The following is a 23,091-nucleotide window of genomic DNA, read 5'->3' on the forward strand; positions in this document are numbered from 1 at the left end:
GGGCGTGACTGGATCCGGTTGCGGCGGGCGAAGGGCCTGGCCGCGCCGGGCAGAGAGAGGGAATGAGACCGATGGCCGAGATTTCGTTGCGCCGTGCGCGCACCATCATCCGCAAGGCGCTGGAGCATGGCAAGGCGGCGGGGATGAAGCCCCTGTCGGTGATCGTGCTGGATGCCGGCGGCAATATCCAGGCCTTCGAGCGCGGCGACGGGGCCAGCCCGGGGCGGTTCCAGATCGCCCAGGCCAAGGCCTACGGGGCGGTGATGCTCGGGATGGCGGGTACGGCGCAGATGAAGCGCGCCGAAGAGCAGGCCTATTTCGTTGCCGCCGCCAACGGCGCGTTCGGCGGCAGGCTGGTGCCGGTGCCGGGCGGAGTGCTGGTGCGCGACGCCAAGGGGCGTCTGCTGGCGGCGGTGGGGATCACCGGGGACAGTTCGGACAACGACGCGGCGGCGGCGAAGGCGGCCATCGAGGCGGTCGGGCTGATCGCCGAGATCTGAGATTTTCATCCCGGTTCGCGCCCGGCACGTGAGCGGGGCGGTCCGGATGTGCAGCAAGGGGGGCGCATGGCCCGACCAGTGATCGGAATTGTCACCAATCATCACCTCATCAACGATGAGTACCAGACCCATGCGGCGGGATTGATGAATTCCGAGGCGGTGGCGCTGGTGGCCGATGCGCTGCCGCTGCTGATCCCCGCCGATCCGCGCATGGTGTCGGTGGACGAATTGCTGGAGGCCTGCGACGGGTTCCTGCTGACCGGAGGGCGGCCCAACGTGCACCCCGAGGAATACGGCGAGCCCGCGACCGAGGCGCACGGGGCGTTCGACCGCGATCGCGATGCCATCGCGCTGCCGCTGGTGCGGGCCTGCGTGGCGCGGGGACAGCCGATCTTCGGCGTCTGCCGGGGGTTTCAGGAGGTCAACGTGGCGCTGGGCGGGACGCTCTATCCGGAGATCCGCGACCTGCCGGGGCGGATGAACCACCGGATGCCGCCCGACGGCACGCTGGAGGAGAAGTTCGCGCTGCGCCACAAGGTGAGCTTTACCGAGGGCGGGGTGTTCCACCGCCTGCTCGGTGCCCGGGAGGTGATGACCAACACGCTGCACGGCCAGGGCATCAAGACGCCGGGCGCCAGCGTGGTGATCGACGGCCACGCGCCCGACGGCACACCGGAGGCGCTTTATGTCGAGGGGGCGCGCGGGTTTGCGCTGGCGGTGCAGTGGCATCCCGAATGGCAGGCGGGCAACGATCCGGTGTCGCGGCCGCTGTTCGAGGCGTTCGGCGCGGCGGCGCGCGACTGGAAGGTCGGCAAGGCGCGGGCGGCGCAGGCGTCGGCGTGAGGGCCGGTGCGGTGTGGCCCCCCGGGCGGTGAGATTTGAGGCCCCGGATCGGGTCCGGGGCAACACGCGCCCGGGGCGGTGGGGGCACGGGGGGCACGGGGGGCACGGGGGCGGATCAGACCTCGCCGCCGGCCACCTGGATCGCCTGGCCGTTGATGCTGCCGGAATGTTGCGCGCAGAGGAACAGTGCCGCCTCGGCCACCTCCGCGGGCGTGACGAGGCGGCCATGCGGGTTGACCCCGACCATGGCCTGGGTGGCGTCGGCCTCGGACATGCCTGTGCGCGCCATGATCCGGGTGACGTTCGACGACACGATGTCGGTGTCCACATAGGCCGGGCAGAGCGCGTTGAAGGTGATGGGCTTGCCCGCGAAATCCGCCGCGAGCCCCCGGATCAGCCCGATCATGCCGTGTTTCGAGGAGGTATAGGCGGGCGCGCCCTTGAGTCCGCGCAGACCGGCGATCGAGGAGACCGCGATCACCCGGCCCCAGTCGGTCTGGCGCATCGTGCCCAGGCATTCGCGGATCGTCAGGTAACAGCCGTCGAGGTTGATCGCCATCATCTGCCGCCAGAAGGCCAGGTCGGTCTTGTGCAGGGCCCGGCCCTCGGCGATGCCGGCATTGGCGACGCAGATCTGCACCGGGCCACGGGCGGCGACCGCGGCAGCGACGCCGTCCACCACCGAGGCCTCATCGGCGACATCCATGGCAAGGCCGGTGATGCGCGGGCCCTCGGCGTCCGTCAGCACATCGGCGCGCCGTCCGGTGATGGTGACCTCTGCGCCCGCGTCCGCCAGCGCGCGGGCGATGGCCAGGCCGATGCCGGTGCCGCCGCCGGTGACCAGTGCGTGTCTGCCCGAAAGGTGCATGTCCGTCCTCCTTGCGCGCGGGGTGTCCCGGCTGCCGGGGTGGCTGAGTTGCCGGGTGCCCCGGGGTAGCTGAATTGCCGAGTGCCCCGGGTGTGGGCCGGGGCTGCGGGGGTCAGCCTAGGGGGCCGGGCAGGGGCCGACAAGATGGCTTTACCGCCCGCCTTGCCTGTGCGCCGTGCCCCGACCTTGCCCGCCCGCCTTGCCCGCCCGCCTTGCCCGCCCGCCTTGCCTGTGCGCCTTGCCTGTGCGCGGGGTCTCGGGCAGGTTGCGGGGAATCGCCAAGCTGACCCGGATACCCGCCATGAAATGGATCGACATGCCGCCTGTCTGGCTGGCCGCGGCGCTGGTCGTGGCCTACCTTGCCCGCGATCTGGGGCCGTTGCCGCCGCTGCGCATATCGGGGGCGATCTTGGCGGCGCTTGGGGCGGTGCTCATGGCGCTGGCGGTGTGGGAGTTTCGCCGCGCGCGCACCACCATCATTCCGCGCGAGGCGCCCGCCGCGTTCATTCGCACCGGCATCTTCGCCAAGACCCGCAATCCGATCTACCTGGCGGACACGCTGCTGCTGGCGGGGGCCGCGCTTTACTGGGGGTCGCTGGTGGGGTTGGTGCTGGTACCGGTTTTTGTCCAGATCATCACGCGGCGGTTTATCCTTGGCGAAGAGAACCGGTTGCGCGATACGTTTCTTGCTGAATTCGATACCTATTCGCAACAAGTGAAAAGATGGCTTTAAACTTGCCGCGACCTGTGGTCTTTGCGCCCACAAGGTTGTGACCGGAAAGGCGGCAGGGTAATCCTGCTGCCGAACATCCGTGTGCAAGATGAAAACCGTTCGATCGAAAGGGGACCTGAGACCGTGAAGATTGGTACGCCAAAAGAGGCGATGGAGGGCGAAGCGCGGGTCGCGATGACACCCGACAGCGCCAAGATGCTGCAAAAGCTGGGCTATGACTGCGCCATCGAGACCGGCGCGGGCATGAAGGCCGGATTTCCCGATGCCGATTACGCAGCCGCCGGGGTCGAGGTCGTCGACACGGTCGACGCGCTCTGGCAGGGGGCCGACGTCATTGCCAAGGTGCAGCCGCCCACCGACGCCGAGGTCGCGCGTCTGAGCGACGGCAAGCTGTTGATTTCGTTCTTCTGGCCGGGCCAGAACGAGGCGCTGATGAAGACCGCCGCCGAAAAGGGCGCGTCGGTCATCGCGATGGACATGGTGCCGCGGATCAGCCGCGCGCAGAAGATGGACGCGCTGTCGTCGATGGCCAATATCGCGGGCTACCGCGCGGTGATCGAGGCGGGCAACAACTTCGGCCGCTTCTTCACCGGGCAGGTGACCGCCGCGGGCAAGGTGCCGCCGGCCAAGGTGCTGGTCGTGGGCGCGGGCGTCGCGGGGCTTGCCGCGATCGGCACGTCGACATCGCTGGGCGCGATCACGCTGGCCTTCGACGTCCGGCCCGAAGTGGCCGAGCAGGTCGAATCCATGGGCGCGGAGTTCGTCTACCTCGATTTCGAGGAAGATCAGGCGGACGGCGCGGAAAGCGGCGGCTACGCATCCCCGTCGAGCCCGGAGTTCCGCGAGGCGCAGCTGGCCAAGTTCCGCGAATTGGCCCCGGAGGTGGACATCGTCATCACCACGGCGCTGATCCCCAACCGCGAGGCGCCCGAGCTGTGGACCCGCGACATGGTCGAGGCGATGAAGCCCGGATCGGTGATCATCGACCTTGCCGCCGAGAAGGGCGGCAACTGCAAGCTGACCCAGAAGGACGAAAAGATCGTCACCGAGAACGGCGTCACGATCATCGGCTATACCGACTTCCCGAGCCGGATGGCCAAGCAGTCGTCGATGCTCTACGCCACCAACATTCGCCACATGATGACGGATCTGACCCCCGACAAGGATGGCCAGGTCAAGCACAACATGGAGGATGACGTGATCCGCGGCGCGACCGTCACCCACGCCAAGGAGGTGACCTTCCCGCCGCCGCCGCCCAAGACCAAGGCGATCGCGGCGCAAAAGCCCAAGCCCAAGGAAAAGGCGCTGACGCCCGAGGAAAAGCGCGGCAGGGAACTGGCCGCCTTCAAGGCGCAGACCAAGTCGCAGGCGATCCTGCTGGGCAGCGGCGCGCTGTTGATGCTGATCGTCGGCATCTTCGCGCCCGCCAGCTTCATGAGCCACTTCATCGTCTTCGTGCTGGCATGTTTCATCGGCTTCCAGGTGATCTGGAATGTCAGCCATTCGCTGCACACGCCGCTGATGGCGATCACCAACGCCATTTCGGGAATCATCATCGTCGGTGCGCTGTTGCAGGTGGGGTCGGGGTCGTTCCTGGTGATCCTGCTGAGCTTCGTGTCGATCCTGATCGCGTCGATCAACATCGTTGGCGGCTTCCTGGTGACACGCCGGATGCTTGCCATGTTCCAGAAATCCTGATCGGGCGGAGGTAGAAAACATGTTGTCTATCGGAATCGTATCCGCCGCCTACATCGCGGCGACAGTCCTTTTCATCCTCGCGCTGGGCGGCCTTTCGGGGCAGGAAAGCGCCAAGCGGGCCATCTGGTACGGCATCATCGGCATGGCCTTCGCGGTTGTGGCGACGGTGTTCGGGCCGGGTGTATCGAACCTGTTGATCATCCTGGTCGCGGTCGCCATCGGGTCTTTCGCCGGTCACTACGTGGCGGGCAAGGTCGAGATGACCGAGATGCCGCAACTGGTGGCGGCGCTGCACTCTTTCGTGGGTCTGGCGGCGGTCTTCATCGGCTATAACGCGCATATCGAGCTGTCCCGCGTCGCCGAGATGGGCATCGAAGAGGTCAAGTCGCTGACCGGCTTCGCGGCGCTTCTGGCCAAGAAGACGGCGACCGAGATCGCCATCCTGAAGGTCGAAACCTCGCTGGGGGTCTGGATCGGCGCGGTTACCTTCACCGGCTCGATCGTGGCCTTCGGCAAGCTGTCGGGCAAGGTGACGTCGGCGGCGCAGAAGCTGCCGGGCGGTCACATGCTGAACGCCGCCGCCGCGGCGGGATCGCTGCTGCTGCTGATCTTCTATGTCAACGGCGCGGGCTTCTGGTCGCTGTTCCTGCTGTCGCTGCTGGCCTTCTTCATCGGCTATCACCTGATCATGGGCATCGGCGGCGCCGACATGCCGGTGGTGGTGTCGATGCTGAACTCCTATTCGGGCTGGGCGGCCTCGGCCATCGGCTTTACCCTGGGCAACGATCTCTTGATTGTCACCGGCGCGCTGGTCGGCTCGTCCGGTGCGATCCTGTCCTACATCATGTGCAAGGCGATGAACCGCAGCTTCGTGTCGGTGATCCTGGGCGGCTTTGGCGGCAGCCAGGGGCCGGCGCAGGAGGTCGAGGGCGAGCAGGTCGCCATCGACGCCGACGGCGTGGCGCAGGCGCTCGAGGATGCGGACAGCGTGGTGATCGTGCCGGGCTACGGCATGGCGGTGGCGCAGGCGCAGAACGCGGTGTCGGAATTGACCAAGAGGCTGCGGGCGGACGGCAAGACCGTGCGCTTCGCCATTCACCCCGTGGCGGGGCGTCTGCCGGGGCACATGAACGTGCTTCTGGCCGAGGCCAAGGTGCCCTATGATATCGTGCTCGAGATGGACGAGATCAACGACGATCTGCCATCGACGGACGTGGTTATCGTCATCGGCTCGAACGACATCGTCAATCCGGCGGCACAGGACGACCCGAACTCGCCCATCGCGGGCATGCCGGTGCTGGAGGTGTGGAAGGCCAAGACCGTCTTCGTCTGCAAGCGCGGCCAGGGCACGGGGTATTCGGGCATCGAGAACCCGTTGTTCTTCAAGGACAATACCCGGATGTTCTATGGCGACGCGAAGGCCACCATCAGCGAGTTGCTGACCAAGCTGTCCTGACCCGGACACACAGACACGCGACGCGCCCCGGTGGAAACGCCGGGGCGTCTTGCGTTTTTGGGGGGGATCGCCCGGGGCGCACGCGCCGCGCAAACGTCTGGTTTTATTGGGATAGGCTGGCCGATGCCCGGTTCGGTATACCGTCGTATTCCCGCAAGGCATTGAAAATGATCAAAAAATCCCTTTGCGGCACCGGCAATCCGGTCTAAGCGGTGTGCAACCGACGACCACAGCCGACTTCACCCCCGACGGACCCCTACGGAAAGCCCTGCCCATGCCGCCGATCCAGGACCATCCCCTTCGCTACAAGCTGGCCAACGAGTTGCACGCGCGACCCTTTCCGGCCCTGGAGCCGCCCTGTCGCGCCGCCTATCTGGCGATCAAGCAGCCAAAGGCGGCGGCATCGCGGGACCGGTCGCTTGACGTCACGCACCTGACCGACCTTCTGGACCGCTATGGCACCGCGCATCCGCAGCCGGGGGCCACGCATTACCAGACCCGCATCGGGCAGCACATGCTCAAGTGGGAGCAGCACACCGAGTTCGTGACCTACACGGTGTTCATGGACGGGCTCACCGACCGGCCCTTCGATCCGACCGATTTCGAGGTGTTCCCGAGCGAATGGCTGGACGCGGCACCCGGCGTGCGGGTGACCTCGGCGTTGATCCGGTGCTGCGCGCGGCCCGAGGATGACAATGTCGAGGACCAGCTCAGGGAGTGGTTCGTGTCCGAAAGCGTCGCCGTGTCCTCGGTGATCGACGACGAGGCGGTGATCGCGGGCGATTTCCGCATCGATCCGGCGGGGCACATGCGCTTTGCGGTCTTCACCCGCCCGCATGTGGGGGAACGGCGCGTGGGCCGCATCGTGCAGCGGCTTTGCGAGATCGAGACCTACAAGGCGATGTCGATGCTGGGCTTCACGCGGCTGAAATCGCTGGGTCCGAGGATGGCGGATCTGGACACCGAGTTGAGCCACCTGATGGAGGCCATGACCCATGGCGACGGCCCCGCAGAGGACACGCTGAAGGCGCTCTTGTCGGTGTCGGCTGAACTGGAAAGCCTGTCGGCGCAGACCTCGTTCCGGCTGGGGGCGACGGGGGCCTACGAGGCCATCGTCGGGCAACGCATCGAGGTGCTGCGCGAGACGCGCTGGCAAGGGCGGCAGACCTTTCACGAGTTCATGACCCGGCGCTACGATCCGGCGATGCGCACGGTCAAGGCCACCGAACGGCGGCTTGGCGCGATGGCCGAGCGGGCGATGCGGGCGGGCGAATTGCTGCGCACGCGGGTCGAGGTCGAACGGTCGGCGCAGAACCAGAAACTGCTCGAGTCGATGAACCAGCGGGCCGACATGCAACTGCGCCTGCAGCACACGGTCGAGGGGCTGTCGGTGGTCGCGATCAGCTATTACGCGGTCTCGCTGGTGGCCTATCTGCTCTATCCGGTGGGCGATGTGCTGGGCCTGTCGCGCGGGCTGCTGACGGCGGCGGTGACGATCCCGGTGGTGGCGCTGGTATGGACCTTGATCCGGCGCATCCGGCTGCGGATGGAAAAGCAGGGGCCGGATCTTTAGGCCAGCGGCGCGGCAGAGATCGGGCCCAGCGTGACAGGGGTCAGGGGCAAGCGGATGCGAGGACGCCCACCCGTTGGGGCGGGCGGGCGTCGGGTGCGGCCCGGGGACGCGGGCCGCGATCGGGCCGTGACGCGGGCAGCGATGCCCATGCCGTCCGGCCGATGGTCCGGTTACTCGGCAGGATGCAGCACCCGGCCCGGAACCGCGCGGCCCAGCACCGCCTGCATGGCAAACGCGCCCAGGGCGATGGCCACCAGCGCCAGGATCGCGGCCACGGACAGCGTCGGCACACCGGCCAGGCCCGCGCCGATGGTGCAGCCGCCGGCCAGCACGCCGCCCATGCCCATCAGCACCGCGCCAAGCCCGTAACGGCCGGTCTGGGCCGGGCTTTCGAAGCTTTGCCAGGCGAAGCGGCCCGCGATCAGCGAAGAGACCAGCGCGCCGGCCAGCACGCCGCCGATCAGGCCGGTGCCGAAGCCCGCCGGGATCGAGGTCGAGGCCAGCGTAAAGAACAGCGTGTCGGCCCAGGGCGCGGTGAAGGACAGGCTTTCCAGCGCGACCGGGTCGAAATCGTCGAACAGCACGAAGCCGGTGCCGACCCAGCCTGCCGGGACGAGAAGGCCAAGGGCCGCCGCGAGCACGAGATGCAGCGGGCGCGCGCCCGAACGGGCGGCGATGGCCAGCGCGGCGACCGCGATCAGCGCGGTCCAGAGCGCGGCACCGCCGGGCAGGGCGGCCAGCGACACGGTCTCGCCCAGCGACACGGTCGTCGCCCCCAGCGTTGTGCGGACCGGGGCCAGCACGCCCTTGAGCGTCGCGTGGGCGACCAGCGCGAACACCATCAGCACGAACAGCCCGCGCAGGTTGCCGCCCGCGGTCAGGACCGTCAGGCGCGACACGCAGCCGCGCGTCAGCACCATGCCCGCGCCGAACAGCAGGCCACCCACGAGGATCGCCACGATCGGCAGATCGCCGGACATGAAGCGGTGCGCGTCGAAGTCGAGATAGCCGGTGGCGATGGCCGCCTGCGTGCCGAGCAGCGCCGTGGCCAGCGCCGCGAACCAGACACCGGCGGCAGCGCGACGGTCTTCGCCTACCAGCGCGCGGCGGAAGCAGAAGCGGGTGATCTCGGCCAGGACGCCGAAGACAAGGCCGAGGGCCAGGCCGAAGAAGACCGCCACTTGCGGTGCGGTGAGGGTTTCAAAACCAAGATCTGCGAACATGACGCCACCTCGTGAGGGAAATTTTGCCTCAGGTGACGCATAAACGGCCCCGGATCAAGAACGGCACCCGCCCGTTGCCCGGGTGTTCGCGGAACCGTTTCCCGCCAACGGGCGGTGTGGCGGGAAGATCTGCCCGGGGCGGTCCGCCACGCGGCAACGCCGTTGTCGCCTGCCGCGTCGGGCACGCCGCAGCCGTCCTTATTTTCCGCTCAGCGGCCCCGGATACGCGGGTCGAGCGCGTCGCGCAGCCCGTCGCCGAGGTAGTTCACCGACAGCACCGTCAGCGAGATGGCGATGCCGGGCAGCAGCACCCGCTCGGGGAACTCGGACATGCGCGGCACCGCGTCGGCCAGCATCTTGCCCCAGGTCGGGAAGTCCGACGGAAAGCCCACGCCCAGGAAGGACAGAGCCGATTCGGTGATGATCGCGGTGGCCAGGCCCAGCGTCGCCGAGACCATGATCGGCGACAGCACGTTGGGCAGCAGGTGGCGGCGGATGATCTTGGCGCTGGTGGTGCCGATGGACTGCGCCGCAAGGATGAACTCGCGCTGCTTCAGCGCCAGCACGTCGCCGCGCACGATCCGCGCCGTCGGCATCCACGAGGTGATGCCGATGATTGTCACGATCAGGATGAACATGCCGCCCTCGGGGCCGAAATTGGCGCGCAGGGGCTGGCGGAACAGGGTCACCGCCACCAGCAGCAGCGGCAGGATCGGCAGCGACAGGAACAGGTCCGTCATCCGCATCAAGAGCCCGTCGACGCGCTTGAAATAGCCCGCCACGACGCCGACCGCGGTGCCGATCACCAGCGACAGGATCATCGCCGCCCAGCCTACCGCCATCGAGGCCCGCCCGCCCGAGATCATCTGCGCCAGCTGGTCGCGCCCGAGGTTGTCGGTGCCGAAGGGATGCGCCCAGGTGGTCTTGGCCGCGGCGTCCCAGAGGGCCGTGTAGATCGGGCGCAGGTCCTTGTTTCGGATGTCGAGTTTCTGCGGATCGAGCGTCCAGATATAGGGGCCGAGCAGCACCGCGAGGGTGATGAAGGCCAGAAAGCCGCCGCCGACCATGGCCCCCTTGTGCTTCTTGAACTGGTTCCAGACGTCGCGCGACTTGCTGTGCGGCGGCGTGGTCGGACCTTCGTCCTTCAGCGCTTCGATGGCTGCGGGGGAGGCGGGGACCGGTTCAGTCATAGCGGATCCTCGGGTCGAGCACGCCGTAGAGCACATCGGCGACGAGATTGAACATCACGATGAGGAAGGCGAAAATGAATGTCAGCGTCATCACCATCGGCAGATCGTTGGCGAAGAGCGCGGTGATCAGAAGCTGGCCGATGCCGTTCACCTTGAAGACGTTCTCGGTGATGATGGCGCCGCCGAAGATGGCGGGCACCCCCAGCGCGATCACGGTGACAACGGGGATCATCGAGTTGCGCAGCACGTGGACATTGACGACCACCGCCTCGGACAGGCCCTTGGCCCGAGCGGTGCGGACGTAATCCGCGCCGAGGTTGTCGAGCATGGAGGCGCGCATGTAGCGGCTGATCTGCGCCGTGGTCTGCAGCGCCAGCACCATCACCGGCATGATCATCTGCTTGATCTGGACCTGGAAGCTGGCCCAGTCGGTGACCTCGTGGGTGGTGTCGTAGATCGACGGGAACCAGCCCAGATAGACCGAGAAGATCACGATCAGCAGCGGGCCGGTGAAGAACGGCGGGATCGAGAAGCCGATCATCGTCACGAAGGTGCCGGCCTGATCGAAGACCGAATATTGCCGGTAGGCCGAATAGACCCCGATCGGCAGGGAAATCAGCACCCCCACGAGGTAGGCCAGTCCGACCACCCACATGGTCTGCGGGATCCGCTGGATCACGATGTCCATCACCGGCGAGCGGGTCTGCCACGAGATCACCCGCAGCTCGCCGTTGTAGAGCGACGTATCGGGCAGCCAGCCCAGCAGCGTCGAGGAATTGGTCAGGTAGTCGATCAGCACCTTGGGTTCGATCCAGAAGACCTGGACGATCCATTTCCAGTACTGCACCAGCGGCGGCTCACCGAGGCCGAGCGCCTCGCGCATCTTCTGTTTGACCTCGGCCGGGACGGTCAGCGGCACCTGCGCCATCGGGTCGCCGGGGGCCAGTTGCAGCAGCATGAAGATCACGAAGCTGATGAACAGCAGCGTCGGGATCGACAGCAGGAGTCGGCGAATGGTGAAGGTGAGCATGAGAGGTGCGACCGATCACTGGGACGGGGAGGTCAGGCAGGGCGGGCCGGAACCCGCCCTGACGGGGTGAGGCGCGGGGCATGACACCCCGCGCCAGATGTCGATCAGTCCATCCGGTACCAGTCGGCCACGTTCCACAGCTCGCTGTCCCAGACATTGAGCTTGACGCCGCCAAGGCTGTTGGCGTGGGCCGAGAGACGGCCACGGTGCACCAGCGGGATCATCGCGCCGTTCTGCACCGCCATGTCGTTCAGCTCGCGCCCGATGCGCGACCGTTCGGCCAAGTCGGCGGTGTTCGACAGCTTGGCATGCAGCGCGTCGTATTCCTCCATGCAGAAGCGCGAGATGTTTTCGCCCTGCCACTGGGTTTCGGGACGCGGAGCCTTGTCGCAGAGCGCGTTGCCCAGATAGGCCTGCGGATCGGTGCCGTTGAAGGTGTTGGCGTACATCTCGACGTCGGCATAGAACTTCTGGAAGGTGTCCGGGCTGCCCGGATCGCCGCCGAAGAACACCGAGCTGTCGATGTTGCGCAACTCGGTTTCGATGCCGATCTCGGACCACCACTGCTTGATCAGCGCCTGGAAGTCCTGACGGACCGCGTTGGTCGACGACTGGTAGACAATCGACAGCGGCACGCCATCCTTTTCGCGGATGCCGTCGCCGTCGCTGTCGACGATGCCGGCCTCATCCAGCAGCGCGTTGGCGCCCGCGATGTCCTGGGTGTCGCAGGTCATGCTGTCGGAGTTGAACGCTTCGGGTGCGGGCACCCAGTTGCAGGTGACCTTGCCGGCCTTGCCGTAGCCCACCTCGACCAGCAGCGGACGGTCGATGGCCATAGACATCGCCTGGTAGACCGCGGGGTCCTGAAGGAACGGATGCGGACGCACCACCGAACGTTCGTCCGGGCCAAGCGCCGGGTCGGGGTTGGTGTGGTTGAGCATGATCCGCTCGACCAGCGGACCGAAGCCCGCCACCGGCGTGCCCTTGCCGCCCGCTTCCATCGCCGCGATGACGTCGGGGGCCAGCTGCAGGTTCCAGGCATAGTCAAACTCGCCGGTTTCCATCACTGCGCGGCCCGCCGCCGTGGCGTCGCCGCCGCCCTTGAAGTTGATCGTCTGGAACGCGGGCTTGGCCGGGTCGCGGTAATGCGTGTTCGCCTCGAGGGTGATCACGTCGTTGGGCTTGAACTCGGCGACGACAAAGCCGCCGGTGCCGTGCGGGTTGAAGTTCTGTTCGGTGCAGGTCGAGGCCGCGGCCCCTTTGCAATTCTCGAACTGGGCCTTCTGGATGATCGGGCTTTCGCCGCCGACGAAGGGACCATAGGGGTTCGGCGTCGGCTGGTTGAACGTCACCACGACGGTTTGGGCATCCGGGGTCTCGACCGAGGTCACGCCTTCGAATTTGGTCAGCTGCGCGCAGCCGCCATCGGGGTCGGTGCAGTATTCATAGGTGAACTGCACATCCGCAGAGGTGACATCGGTGCCGTCGGACCATTTCAGGCCGGGTGTGAGCTTCCATGTGATCTGGGTCAGATCCTCGGACACGCCGCCATTGTCGACGGTGGGGATCTCGTCCACGAGCCAGGGCACCAGTTCGCCCATCTCGTTGTAGCGCGCCAGCGGCTCGATCACGAGGCTGGCCGCCTCGACGTCCTTGGTACCGCCCGAGAGGTAGGGGTTCATGATCGACGGGGCCTGCCAGTAGATGATGTTGACCTGGCCGTCGGATCCGCGCTCGGCGAAGGCGGCGGGCGCAAATGCCGAGGCCGCCACCGCCCCCATGAGCAGGGTTCTGAGTTTCATGGATGTCTCTCCAAAGTTGGTTCCGGATATGTCACCGGGCTTTTTTGTTATCTGACCGAAGCACCGGCACTGCCATGCACCGGGCAATGCGGTATCGAAAACCGAAGCCGGACAAAATGCAACCCTTGCGACCTTTATGGCAGTCATGATCGCGGCGCCAACGCCTGCCGGGGCGGCGCCAACGCCTGCCGGGGCGGCGCCAACGCCTGCCGGGGCGGCGCGCCGGGATTTTTCGCCGCGCCACACGGCTTGTGGTTTGACAGCCGCGCGCCTCTCTCCCTAGGCTTGGCGGTCACTGCACAATCCCGAAGGAACACCCCCATGCTCGATACCGCCGAGACCGGACCGATCGTTCGGATCGACAATCTTCGCGTCGAGTTCCAGACCAAGGCCGGAACCGTGGCCGGTGTGAAGGACGTGTCGTTCACCATCAACCCCGGAGAGACGGTCTGCGTGGTGGGCGAGTCGGGGTCGGGCAAGTCCGTCTCGTCGCTGTCGCTGATGCGGCTGATCGAGTTTTCCGGCGGCGATATCGCGGGCGGCACGCTGATCTTCGACCGCAAGGAGGGCGGCGCGCTGGACCTTGCCAGCGCCGAGCAGGGCCTGATGCGCACCATCCGGGGCAACGAGATCGGCATGATCTTTCAGGAGCCGATGACCGCGCTGAACCCGGTCTTCACCGTCGAGCGGCAATTGACCGAGGGGCTGCGGGTGCATCGCGGCATGTCGCGCGACGAGGCCGCCGCACGGGCGCTGGAACTGATGCAGCAGGTCCGCATCCCCGAACCGGAGCGGCGGTTGAAGCAATATCCGCACGAATTGTCCGGCGGCATGCGGCAGCGGGTGGTGATCGCCATGGCGCTGGCCTGCAAGCCGCGCCTGCTGATCGCGGACGAGCCGACCACCGCGCTTGACGTGACCATCCAGGCGGAAATCCTGGCGCTGATCGACCGGCTCAAGCGCGAGACGGGCACGGCGGTGATGTTCATCACCCATGACATGGCGGTGGTGGCGCAGATGGCCGACCGCGTGGTGGTGATGTTCCGCGGCATGAAGGTCGAGGAAGGCCCGGTCGCCGACATTTTCGCGGCCCCGCAGCATCCCTATACCCAGGCGCTGCTGGCCGCCGTGCCGAAGCTGGGCGAGATGACGGGCACCGACAACCCCGCGCCGATGAAGCTGGTGGGGCGCGACGACCAGGACCTGTCGCCGATCCCGGGCACCAACGAGGTGCTGCTGACGGTCGAGGGGCTGACCACGCGGTTTCCGGTGCAGGGCGGGTTCTTCCGCCGCACGGTGGCCAATGTGCACGCGGTCGAGGATCTGTCCTTCACCATCAACCGGGGCCAGACGCTGAGCCTGGTGGGCGAATCGGGCTGCGGCAAGTCGACGGCGGGGCGGTCGCTGCTGCGGCTGGTAGAGCCCCTGTCGGGCAAGGTCGATCTGGACGGCACCGACATCATGGCGCTGTCGCCGTCCGAGTTGCGCTGGGCGCGGCAGGACATGCAGATGATCTTTCAGGACCCGTTCGCGTCGCTCAACCCGCAGATGCAGCTGTCCGATCAGGTGGCCGAACCGTTGCACAATTATGGCGGGCTGGGGCTGGGCCGCGACGGCATCCGCGACAAGGTGGCGAACCTGTTCGACCGGGTCGAGTTGCCGCGCAGCTTCATGCAGCGCTATCCGCACGAATTGTCGGGCGGCCAGCGCCAGCGCATCGCCATCGCCCGGGCGCTGGCGCTGAACCCCAAGCTGATCGTCGCGGACGAGGCGGTATCGGCGCTGGATGTGTCGGTGCAGGCGCAGGTGCTGAACCTGATGATGGAATTGCAGGCCGAGATGGGGCTGTCGTTCCTGTTCATTTCGCACGACATGGCGGTGGTCGAGCGGGTGTCGCATTACGTCGGCGTGATGTATCTGGGCCGCATCGTGGAGCTTGGCCCCCGCCGCGAGGTCTTTGAAGACCCACAGCACCCCTATACCCAGGCGCTGATGAAAGCGGTGCCCATCGCCGACCCCACGCGCCGCAAGTCAGAGCGCGACCTGAACTTCAAACCGATCCCGTCGCCCATTCATCCGGTGGGGTATGAGCCGGTGGCAAATGTGTACAAGGAGGTAGGGCCGGGGCATAAGGTGCTGGTGTCGGAGTCGGGGTATTGAGGGCGGGAAGCCGACCTTCGCTGCAGTTGCCAATCGCAGATAACTCCGCGGAGAAGCGGACCTTCTTCTAAGGCGATAAGAGCTTCTTGTACAAAGGCGACCCACGAGCGGCACGAGTAGTCCCTTAAGTCGTTTCATTTGGCGCTGGATTTTGCCAAGATCCAAAACCGACGCGTGCCAATTCTTTCAATTGCCTCTTCAATACAACCGGTGAACTTTTTGATGGACGAAAAAGAACGAAAAGAGGCTGAAGCCGCTCTTCTGAAAGAAATGCAGACCACTGCCGCCAACATGCGTGAAATGATAGTGGCAATGCCTCCGCATGATCTACTTGGCTACATCTACGCTCAGAACACGCTGAAAGCGATGGGAGACGATGGGGTTGCTGACGAGGAACAACCTGGAGCCGATGGCCCAGAGGACCTCATCAACCAGAATCAATTTCTGCTTGAATACGTACACGCGGTACTTGCATCTGAGTCTGCTCCCGACGACATGAAGTTCGATGAACCTAAGTGCGTCGAGCTGTATCAACTCAGCCGAAAATTGCGAGAGCAAGCGATGCTCTTCGCCATGGTCTCATCAGCGGGAACTAAGACCGGCGTATTCGGCCCTGACACAGCCGATATCGAATTTCGCGCAAAGTCTACGTGGGTCATGTTGCGCGGAAACCGTTACCAAGTCTTAGAGGGGGAGTTTTACCGCTACGTCTTGGCAGCGCATGATGATGTTCTGAAAGAGGTCTACGGTGTTGGTGCAGACGATATCGCCGAAGGCTTCCAAGCGATGGCCAATGCCACACGATCCGGGCATGCCAACGCCATTTCAGAGATGATGAAGCAATTTCAAGCGGCGCAGGCTTTTGCAGATACAAATGAAAAGCCTCTGGAAGACATCATGGAAGCGTGGGGAAAGAAAATGCAGACCAATTGAACGCCACCGGTCAAGCGATAGATGATATGTTTCGGGGTGGCATTGCCAACGTAAGCCGTCACACCAAACTCCCGCAGGTTCTACTGGCGGATTTGGCCTACAGTCGCGGAGAAGAAACGGAGTTTTTCGCTGCTGGCGACTTCGCGGGAACACCCTACCGGACACTGCCTGCCCGGAAAAAACCTTTGGTACAACTAGGATCTGACTACTACGCCGTGGACCCTTGCTTCGCCCGTGATGCAGGGTATCGAGCGCTCCTCTTCAATCTTCTTCAACGAAAACCAGACTACAAGAAAACCTTTGAAGATCGGCAAAAATTGATGAGCGAAGCAGCGTTCGCCGATATTCTCTCTTCCCAACTCCCAGGCGCCAAAGTGCTTCAGGAAGTCTATTACAAGGATCCGGCTACCAAGCAGTGGTCCGAAAACGACACGCTAGTCCTGATTGATGATGTGCTTATTTTGGTTGAAGCAAAAGCAGGAGCTGCTGCAACCATAGCGTCACCTGCGCTAGATTTCGGTCGCCACGCTCAGTCCGTACAAGACTTGGTGCTCAAGGCGTATCAGCAATGCGACCGTTTCTTTCGTTACCTTAGTTCTGCAGACGAAGTGCCGCTTTATCAACGTATCGCCGGTAAGTACGAAGAACGGGGACGTGTTCGCCGCTCAGACTATCGCGTGCTGTTGCCAATTGGACTTACCGTAGAGTCGTTCTCGCCTCTCGCAACATTCTGCAAGGAACTGCCGCAAGTCGAACCGTTGCTTGGGCAGCATGCTTTCATTTCGCTGTCAATTGACGACTTATTCGTGCTCAAGCGGTTCTTACCCACGCCAGGTTGTTTTGCCCACTACCTGGAGGTTCGGCAATCCGTTGCTGGGATGCGCCGTGCTCATCTCTTCGATGAATTCGACCATCTTGGCGCTTACCTGACAAAAAATCGATTTGATCACGATTTGGCTGAACAGCTCAAAAACGGCAACGCCAGCATGGTCTTGTGGGATGGAATGAGTGAGATCGTTGACAAGTGCTTTGAAGGAGAAAACTGGGAGACCAAAGCGCTTCCAACGCAGGATATCCCGCTTGAGGTATTAAATCTTCTTGACGCCATTGATGCCACTCGAGCAAGCGGGTGGCTTTCAGCGGAAAGTCATATCCGCGATTTCGGGGGTGACGGCAAGAACAATCTCGCAAAAATGCTGGTCGATCTTCGGAAGACCCTGAACGAGCACCCATTTCGCTACTTTTCATTGGGCGGTGATGGCGACCCACTCTTCGTCTGGCTTCAGCAATTCAGAAAGCAAGTGGATTGGGCACAGGTGACCAGCAAAGCCAGCGCAGTTGCAGTGGCCCTAGAGGCTAAAAACGTCGTAGGTATTTTCGCGGAGGTGAGTGCCGATGGGACTTACCATGAAGCAAAATCATTTGAAGTCCACATTCCCACGTCGCGAACTACCGAAAATGCCCACATATACGAAGATGCCTCCCGAATGGCGCAACCTGCCAGGAAAATGATGCTCAACCATTCAGACCAAAGCGCCGCGCCATTCAAGGCCAAGAAAACGGGCCGAAATGAGCCGTGTCCTTGCGGCAGTGGTGAAAAATACAAAAAATGTCACGGCCGCTAAGAGGGCAGTATATGGTTGGTCATGTCATTCTGACTGCTGCCCTCTGTGAGGTATTTTTGCCCCGCAAAGGAGAATTCAAGAGGTCCTTTGCTTTCGCCTACTGCGGAACACCCGTTTTTGGCCGGTGCGGCATGGTTCTTTATAGGCGGATGAACTATGGAAATCAGTGATATTATCCCCAAAGACGGCGTACCTCAGCGGATCTATTGCGACAACTGCAATGCACACACCGAACTTTCATTTATCGACTTCAATGAAACTGTCTCTGGAGTCGCCATAAAAATTTGCGGTCTACCGGTACTAAGGTGCCCACAATGCGGCCATGAACAGCTTCCGGACGGTTCACGCTTTGCGATAGTGAATCTCCACAAAGAGGCTTTTGAGCGATCATCGAAAGTGGTCAGCGTCAAAAGGCGGAAACATACCGAAAAATTCGGGTTCACCAATGTACCTTTTCTCTTTGACCCGGACGATTATTTCTACATCCCTGGTTTGTACCGTTCCTTTGATGAAGGGTTCCTGCAGCCAGTGTTTTTCAATCGCAGTGTGCTACTGAAGTACGACAACTCTCCTGACTACAGCGTGAAATTTGCATCAACGACCTACGGATCGATTGACACTCAGGAGGAGAGCATAAGCTTTGGTCTCAATCGTCACGGTCATATCGTCATGTGGCTCGGAGATATCGCTAAGCTGCCCGAGAATGAGCAGTATTACCTGCGCTCAGAGAACATTCCTTCAGATCATTCGCTAGGCAGCGAATTCTATGATGGTCAGATAGAAGTGAAGTTCACCGAACTTGCCAAGGAGGAAGAACTATTCCGCCTTCGTTCTGAATTCCTGAATAAGAGCTTCGCTAGGTTTGGTGTTGCACTTGGTCACCTCGAGGCGGAAGCGTATGATCTTGCGCTATCCTTCACTCCGCCGGTCGTGGATACTCCGAAAGAGCGGCGTCACGTAGCTGACACCTTGAACAAGGTCTATTTGGAATCCCTGGATAACGCTGCACTCGAAAGAGTCATAAAGAGCCTTGGAGTGAAAGCTCTGGGGCCCGGGAGTTTGAAGCGTTTGCAGACCATATTGGAAACAATGGCATCAAGCAAAGAGGTCGCGGCGATTATGTCGCCGCTTTATGTGCTCTACGACCTCCGTGTTGCCTACTCGCATTTGACGCCAGGATCAAATCCACCTCAGCTGGAGTCCGTGACACGACGCCTTGGGCTAGAACCAGATGCATCGCTCTTTGACATCTATGAAAAGCTCGTTGATGGCCTTTCAAATACGTTTTCCGCAATGAGCGAAATCATGGAAAGCGCTGGTGAGCTCAAATCCGTTCCGCACTAGATCACTAATGGTTGCCTCTCAACCGTTTCTTTCGCTGCCGAAAGTCGGTTCGATCTCCCGAAACGTTACTACGGCGACGCTGTTCTCCTCTCCAAACTTCGCAAACTGCAGGGGGGTCGCTTGGCTCATGAGCAGAATCCGGTCTATAGTGCTCACCTCGAAGCCGACAAACATCGAAAGCGCTTGGCGGTTTTCTTCAATTTCTTCGCAGCGGTTCAGATGCTTTCGAAGAAGGTCGGGTTGTCCGTTGGGCTTTATCTCGCCCTTGTACTTACTCAGCTGCCACGCAATTTCACCCATGGTTTTGGCGAAGGAAAGGTCCTTGCACTCGACGATCAGCACGCGTCTCTGGTCTTGGTTCCAAGCCAAGACATCGACATCACCAAAGCCCTGCTTCTTCGGACGAGAGAAAATCTGCCCATCTGACAGGTTCGCCTTGGCCTCCCAACCGCAGCGATGAAACTCAGAGGCCACCGATTTATTAAATTCCTCTCCCTCACTGCCATTGATCCTGCCCATCCACTTGAACATGCTTCCGCCAGCACGAAAGAATTTCTGATCAAAATCACCGAGGCGTGCATCGGAGACGAACTTCAGGATGTGCATATATGTCATTGCCGGAGCAATAAGGCAGGTTGGATCTTCATCCGTGTCTAGTTGGATAATCGGTCGTGAGACTATTGAAAGTTGGCGCTGGAACCGCCAAGGGTGCCAGCTCGACTCCTCGAAACCTTTCGGCACATCGTTCCATGATGCTCTCGGCGTGAAGAGGAACGGTTCTACGCACACTCTTAAACGCTCTTCTTCTAGCCCCGTGTCGGTTGCCAAACGTGTTATTAGCTCGGAGAGCAGCATTGGTATCACTGCCTTCCGATCAGTGTGTGCGATTGCCTCGAATCCGCCGATAATCGCTGCTATCTCGTCAATGGAAGAACCATATTCATCAAACCACGCCTGTTCGAACATCTCGTCCAACTCCAATTTGTCCGATTTCGAGTGATCATCTGCCGAAGCCCCTGGCTGAGCATAGTTTTCGACGTAGGCATCAGCGGCATCGCGTAACGCCTGCGACTGAAAGCTCTGTCCAAAAGGTGTGATGATATTGTCTGAGAAGGAATGATTCATCATTACGTCGCCTGCAGGTGATATCTTTATCTCCGCAGGCATCATCCCTGCTTCCATAGCAACCGAGTAGCCTCCGAGGTGATGAAGCAGTGCGGCCCGTGACATAAGTTGGGCGAGATCGTACCGCCCCGGGGTCAAACCAGCCTCAAGCGGGCACTCTGATACGGCAGCTTCCACAACCAGTCTCGAAGCCATGCTCGCAGCATTCAGTTTGGCAATCGATTCCGACGCCTCAGCCGTCGCACCCCCCTCGATGGTACTCAGAGCATTCACCGAAGCGAAGGTTCTTCTCCAAGTTTCAAATTCTTTCATCGCAGCTTCATGGTTTAGAAGCAGGGCGTAGATCGTCTCAAAGCGGTTAAATCCGGAAAGAGAGCCCTTAAGTTCGTTCACAACTGCAAGAACCAGCTGGCGTAGATAAGTTTTGCAGTCCTCAAGTCCATTGATGTACAGGCCCTGCGAAGGGTCACGGCACTTCCAACCTAAACCAAGGCGCGACTGCGCATCATCCAGAGATGTGATTTTGACGACTGAATTTGGCAGGTCGTCCCTAACGAAATCTCGGACGTTTGGTACGGTAAAGCCATGAAAATGCCTCGCATGCTCAGAGGGCATCACGGCGCTTACAAAATCCTCGGTCTGCGCGTCACCAAGAGCGCCTTGTAGCTGACCAAGAATACTGGAAACCATTGCACGGACAACGATCCGTTCTCCGAGATTATCGTGACGTTGCGCCGAGAGGAGATATCCCTCATGCAATTGAATTCTGGCAGCAGTATATCCCGCTATTTCGATCGGTTGCGCACTTACTAGGCTAGATATCTCCTTCTCATCGGGGATGGTCGTAGACTCGATGGGCATTTCATGGTCGTCAAATAAGGCCTCAAGGCAGACATTGAGGTTTTCCGTGATCACTGCTTCATCCAAATGTCGGAAAACCTGCTCGCTCCAGTGCATCACCATCGCAAGCATGTGGTAGCTCAGTGAAGCGTCCGTGCCTTGCGGGACACGGCCCTCAATCCAATAGGCTCCCTTTTTTCCTAGATAGACTGATCTCCACAAGTCGCCGCCGATACCTTCAAGGTCAACGTAAAAGGGGGATAGCTCATCGGTGCCGTATCTCGGCGTCCCACTGTTCCGCCTAAATCGCGAGAGCGTTCCATCGGGACGTCTGAGCGTTTTTATGTGCGCGCCAAGATTTGCTCTCTGACGCAGGTTCAGATTTGAGTTAATCGGTAGATGAAGAAAGCTTCCTCCGGGAGTATCCAGAAAATCGTCCTGAAGCTTTTCATGTGGAATAATATGCCCGTGGTTCTCCTTCATCCACGCGTACAAGTTCAGTAATCCGTTAGCATTTAGAATTTCGATACCCATCGCTTCGGCGCAGCGCTTTGCATCCAAAACACGGAATATCTCCAATGGCGAAAACGAAGGGAGACGCGACAAAGTGAAAGCGTCAAAGGCAGGTATCATCTCAATGCGCCAGTTTGCTGGTAGTTCATGCAAACCAAACCCAAATCCGCGCCCCCAGCCACAGCCGATGACAAGGGTGATTGCCTCCCGATATCCCGCTCTTTCCGAAACCTTGCTATGTGCTTCCTCTATGGCGCGTCTTACAAAATCGGCCGTCTTGTCGAAGTCGTTGTGTCCTGCAAAAGTGCCGTCGTCATAGCCGTCGAAGCTATCGACCAGGAAGACAACGTGAAGGTATCTGCCAGAGTCGATTTCTTTCGTGGCATGAGACACATATAGACCAGCATGTTTTGCAAGTTGAGGCGTAAGTCGAGTATCCCCCAAAAATGGCTCTGATGAGAAAAGACGTGTATATGCATTTGCAATTGAGGCGTGCAAAACCTCTTGCATGTCTGCTTCAATACATTGCTCAATGATGAAATGGCGGATTGCCAAGCCTATGACGCTTGGCGCAAAAAATATCAGACCTTTCTTTGTCTCATAAACCGGATGCGCCTCGACGGGGGTGTGACCAGGTTGGAGCTTGTCTAACAACTCAAAGGTATCTTCATGAATGATGAATGGCTGTAGCTCTTGCCTTGTGACACCAATTTCATCCAGCTCATCGAACGAAAAGGTGACGTTCTTCATCAGCTGTGACCAGACTTCAGCGCCCGGCTTTCCAATTTTGGAAGCTGGTACTGTGTTCCCAACGAGGAACTCATCAACGCCAACTCGCTCAGCCATCGTCTGAGATACTCTCAAGATCGCCCGCACCGAGTTTTTTAAAGCGAGATAGGCTCCACGATCGGGCATATCATCTAATGCATTCAGGAAAACCTGTGTTTGAAATGCGTTTCCTTCCGCGGTGCCTTCGAAAACCAGAAAGGATTCTGACGAGAGCGTAACCGGAGCAACGAAAACATCCTCTGCAGGATCTTCCACGCGGCCACATGTGCCTTCATCAAGTTGGTTAAACCAAGCGGAGGCCTTTCCCGGAGTTAATGCAACCCGGCCCCGCGCGAACATAAGCGCGAGGTGGATAAGGATTTCAAGCCGTCGATTGTTAGACTGGAACTCAGGCAGTGTCAGCATCGCGCCAAAACATGCCAGGCAAGAACTAAGTGAACAGTGCTTCATAGCCCGAGTGACTACAGGGTATTCTGCTGCGAAATCACCGTAGTCCCTGCTCAACTGTGGCATTGTGATTTCGTCAGTGTTTAGCTTGCCCGTCACCGATAGCTGCGCAGCACTCATGTCAGGACGGCCAGACTTGCCTTTGATGAAGTCTGAAATCAGCTTAAATACGTCATCGTCTTCGTTCATTTTTGCGAAATCACTTGCTGCTCGTTGTGTCGCGTTTCAGTTGCAAGAACTTCGCCAAGCCGAGTTTCAGCGATAGTTATTTCATCTGATGTGCGCCGGGCTGCGGAAGGGAACGATAGTATTTTTCGTTTACTCTTACCACTGCTATCGAGGGGCCGCTGAGAAAACAGTGTTCAGTTCGAAGTTTTCCGATGACAGCAACTCAGACCA

Annotated in this window: 16 protein-coding genes; 10 read left to right on the plus strand and 6 right to left on the minus strand. The window is 61.3% G+C overall.

Features of this window, described 5'->3' with window-relative positions; all coding sequences use genetic code 11:
• Positions 1-71: 71 nt before the first annotated feature.
• Together ACXYMN_RS11785 and ACXYMN_RS11790 are read left to right on the plus strand one after the other, a co-directional pair.
• Positions 72-500 (plus strand): GlcG/HbpS family heme-binding protein, encoded by a 429-nt coding sequence (locus tag ACXYMN_RS11785; protein ID WP_459013856.1) that lies wholly within the window; start codon positions 72-74, stop codon positions 498-500.
• A 66-nt stretch (positions 501-566) separates the two neighbouring features.
• Positions 567-1,343 carry a gamma-glutamyl-gamma-aminobutyrate hydrolase family protein gene (locus ACXYMN_RS11790; protein ID WP_459013857.1) on the plus strand — a complete coding sequence of 259 codons (777 nt, stop codon included), beginning with the start codon at positions 567-569 and terminating at the stop codon, positions 1,341-1,343.
• A 115-nt stretch (positions 1,344-1,458) separates the two neighbouring features.
• Here the strand turns inward: ACXYMN_RS11790 and ACXYMN_RS11795 are convergent, their stop codons facing one another.
• On the minus strand, positions 1,459-2,211 hold the full coding sequence (locus ACXYMN_RS11795) for an SDR family NAD(P)-dependent oxidoreductase (RefSeq protein WP_459013859.1): 753 nt from the start codon (positions 2,209-2,211) through the stop codon (positions 1,459-1,461).
• Positions 2,212-2,512: 301 nt separating this feature from the next.
• Here ACXYMN_RS11795 and ACXYMN_RS11800 point away from each other — a divergent pair, with 301 nt between their 5' ends.
• The 4 genes from ACXYMN_RS11800 to ACXYMN_RS11815 all read left to right on the plus strand — a co-directional run bounded on the left by ACXYMN_RS11800 (position 2,513) and on the right by ACXYMN_RS11815 (position 7,671).
• Complete coding sequence (locus ACXYMN_RS11800) at positions 2,513-2,944, plus strand: methyltransferase family protein (protein WP_459013860.1); 432 nt, start codon at positions 2,513-2,515, stop codon at positions 2,942-2,944.
• 123 nt (positions 2,945-3,067) lie between these two features.
• Positions 3,068-4,642, plus strand: a complete 1,575-nt coding sequence (locus tag ACXYMN_RS11805) for a Re/Si-specific NAD(P)(+) transhydrogenase subunit alpha (RefSeq protein WP_459013862.1) — start codon at positions 3,068-3,070, stop codon at positions 4,640-4,642.
• Positions 4,643-4,661: 19 nt separating this feature from the next.
• The gene (locus tag ACXYMN_RS11810) at positions 4,662-6,098 is read left to right on the plus strand and encodes an NAD(P)(+) transhydrogenase (Re/Si-specific) subunit beta (RefSeq protein WP_459013864.1); all 1,437 of its coding nucleotides are present in this window, start codon (positions 4,662-4,664) and stop codon (positions 6,096-6,098) included.
• Positions 6,099-6,372: 274 nt separating this feature from the next.
• Positions 6,373-7,671: a DUF3422 family protein gene (locus ACXYMN_RS11815; RefSeq protein WP_459013865.1), complete on the plus strand. Its 1,299-nt coding sequence runs from the start codon at positions 6,373-6,375 to the stop codon at positions 7,669-7,671.
• 170 nt (positions 7,672-7,841) lie between these two features.
• On the opposite strand, the gene ACXYMN_RS11820 is transcribed toward ACXYMN_RS11815, so the two are convergent.
• The 4 genes from ACXYMN_RS11820 to ACXYMN_RS11835 form a co-directional block, all read right to left on the minus strand.
• Entirely contained in the window at positions 7,842-8,894 is a 1,053-nt protein-coding gene (locus tag ACXYMN_RS11820; protein ID WP_459013866.1) for a YeeE/YedE family protein, read from the minus strand.
• A 209-nt stretch (positions 8,895-9,103) separates the two neighbouring features.
• Positions 9,104-10,084 (minus strand): ABC transporter permease, encoded by a 981-nt coding sequence (locus ACXYMN_RS11825; RefSeq protein WP_459013867.1) that lies wholly within the window; start codon positions 10,082-10,084, stop codon positions 9,104-9,106.
• Complete coding sequence (locus ACXYMN_RS11830) at positions 10,077-11,114, minus strand: ABC transporter permease (RefSeq protein ID WP_459013869.1); 1,038 nt, start codon at positions 11,112-11,114, stop codon at positions 10,077-10,079. Before ACXYMN_RS11830 ends, ACXYMN_RS11825 begins: the two co-directional genes overlap by 8 nt.
• A 104-nt stretch (positions 11,115-11,218) precedes the next feature.
• Complete coding sequence (locus ACXYMN_RS11835) at positions 11,219-12,916, minus strand: peptide ABC transporter substrate-binding protein (RefSeq protein WP_459013871.1); 1,698 nt, start codon at positions 12,914-12,916, stop codon at positions 11,219-11,221.
• A 321-nt stretch (positions 12,917-13,237) separates the two neighbouring features.
• Here ACXYMN_RS11835 and ACXYMN_RS11840 point away from each other — a divergent pair, with 321 nt between their 5' ends.
• The 4 genes from ACXYMN_RS11840 (at position 13,238) to ACXYMN_RS11855 (ending at position 18,978) form a co-directional block, all read left to right on the plus strand.
• Positions 13,238-15,076: an ABC transporter ATP-binding protein gene (locus tag ACXYMN_RS11840; protein WP_459013872.1), complete on the plus strand. Its 1,839-nt coding sequence runs from the start codon at positions 13,238-13,240 to the stop codon at positions 15,074-15,076.
• A gap of 138 nt (positions 15,077-15,214) precedes the next feature.
• Entirely contained in the window at positions 15,215-16,009 is a 795-nt protein-coding gene (locus ACXYMN_RS11845) for a hypothetical protein (protein ID WP_459013873.1), read from the plus strand.
• Complete coding sequence (locus ACXYMN_RS11850) at positions 16,006-17,634, plus strand: YecA family protein (RefSeq protein ID WP_459013874.1); 1,629 nt, start codon at positions 16,006-16,008, stop codon at positions 17,632-17,634. Before ACXYMN_RS11845 ends, ACXYMN_RS11850 begins: the two co-directional genes overlap by 4 nt.
• A gap of 156 nt (positions 17,635-17,790) precedes the next feature.
• Positions 17,791-18,978, plus strand: a complete 1,188-nt coding sequence (locus tag ACXYMN_RS11855) for a hypothetical protein (RefSeq protein WP_459013875.1) — start codon at positions 17,791-17,793, stop codon at positions 18,976-18,978.
• A gap of 18 nt (positions 18,979-18,996) precedes the next feature.
• Here the strand turns inward: ACXYMN_RS11855 and ACXYMN_RS11860 are convergent, their stop codons facing one another.
• A complete protein-coding gene (locus ACXYMN_RS11860; protein WP_459013876.1) occupies positions 18,997-22,881 on the minus strand; it encodes a hypothetical protein in 3,885 nt (1,294 codons plus the stop codon).
• Positions 22,882-23,091 lie beyond the last annotated feature (210 nt).

The organism is Roseivivax sp. CAU 1753 (assembly GCF_054482575.1).

What these genes read in the sequence shown, in the direction of transcription:
- ACXYMN_RS11840 (WP_459013872.1), top strand. Translation starts at nt 13,238, where the DNA reads ATGCTCGATACCGCCGAGACCGGACCGATCGTTCGGATCGACAATCTT.
- ACXYMN_RS11800 (WP_459013860.1), top strand. Translation starts at nt 2,513, where the DNA reads ATGAAATGGATCGACATGCCGCCTGTCTGGCTGGCCGCGGCGCTGGTC.
- ACXYMN_RS11855 (WP_459013875.1), top strand. Translation starts at nt 17,791, where the DNA reads ATGGAAATCAGTGATATTATCCCCAAAGACGGCGTACCTCAGCGGATC.
- ACXYMN_RS11810 (WP_459013864.1), top strand. Translation starts at nt 4,662, where the DNA reads ATGTTGTCTATCGGAATCGTATCCGCCGCCTACATCGCGGCGACAGTC.
- ACXYMN_RS11830 (WP_459013869.1), bottom strand. Translation starts at nt 11,114, where the DNA reads ATGCTCACCTTCACCATTCGCCGACTCCTGCTGTCGATCCCGACGCTG.
- ACXYMN_RS11835 (WP_459013871.1), bottom strand. Translation starts at nt 12,916, where the DNA reads ATGAAACTCAGAACCCTGCTCATGGGGGCGGTGGCGGCCTCGGCATTT.
- ACXYMN_RS11860 (WP_459013876.1), bottom strand. Translation starts at nt 22,881, where the DNA reads ATGAACGAAGACGATGACGTATTTAAGCTGATTTCAGACTTCATCAAA.
- ACXYMN_RS11820 (WP_459013866.1), bottom strand. Translation starts at nt 8,894, where the DNA reads ATGTTCGCAGATCTTGGTTTTGAAACCCTCACCGCACCGCAAGTGGCG.
- ACXYMN_RS11785 (WP_459013856.1), top strand. Translation starts at nt 72, where the DNA reads ATGGCCGAGATTTCGTTGCGCCGTGCGCGCACCATCATCCGCAAGGCG.
- ACXYMN_RS11825 (WP_459013867.1), bottom strand. Translation starts at nt 10,084, where the DNA reads ATGACTGAACCGGTCCCCGCCTCCCCCGCAGCCATCGAAGCGCTGAAG.
- ACXYMN_RS11815 (WP_459013865.1), top strand. Translation starts at nt 6,373, where the DNA reads ATGCCGCCGATCCAGGACCATCCCCTTCGCTACAAGCTGGCCAACGAG.
- ACXYMN_RS11795 (WP_459013859.1), bottom strand. Translation starts at nt 2,211, where the DNA reads ATGCACCTTTCGGGCAGACACGCACTGGTCACCGGCGGCGGCACCGGC.
- ACXYMN_RS11790 (WP_459013857.1), top strand. Translation starts at nt 567, where the DNA reads ATGGCCCGACCAGTGATCGGAATTGTCACCAATCATCACCTCATCAAC.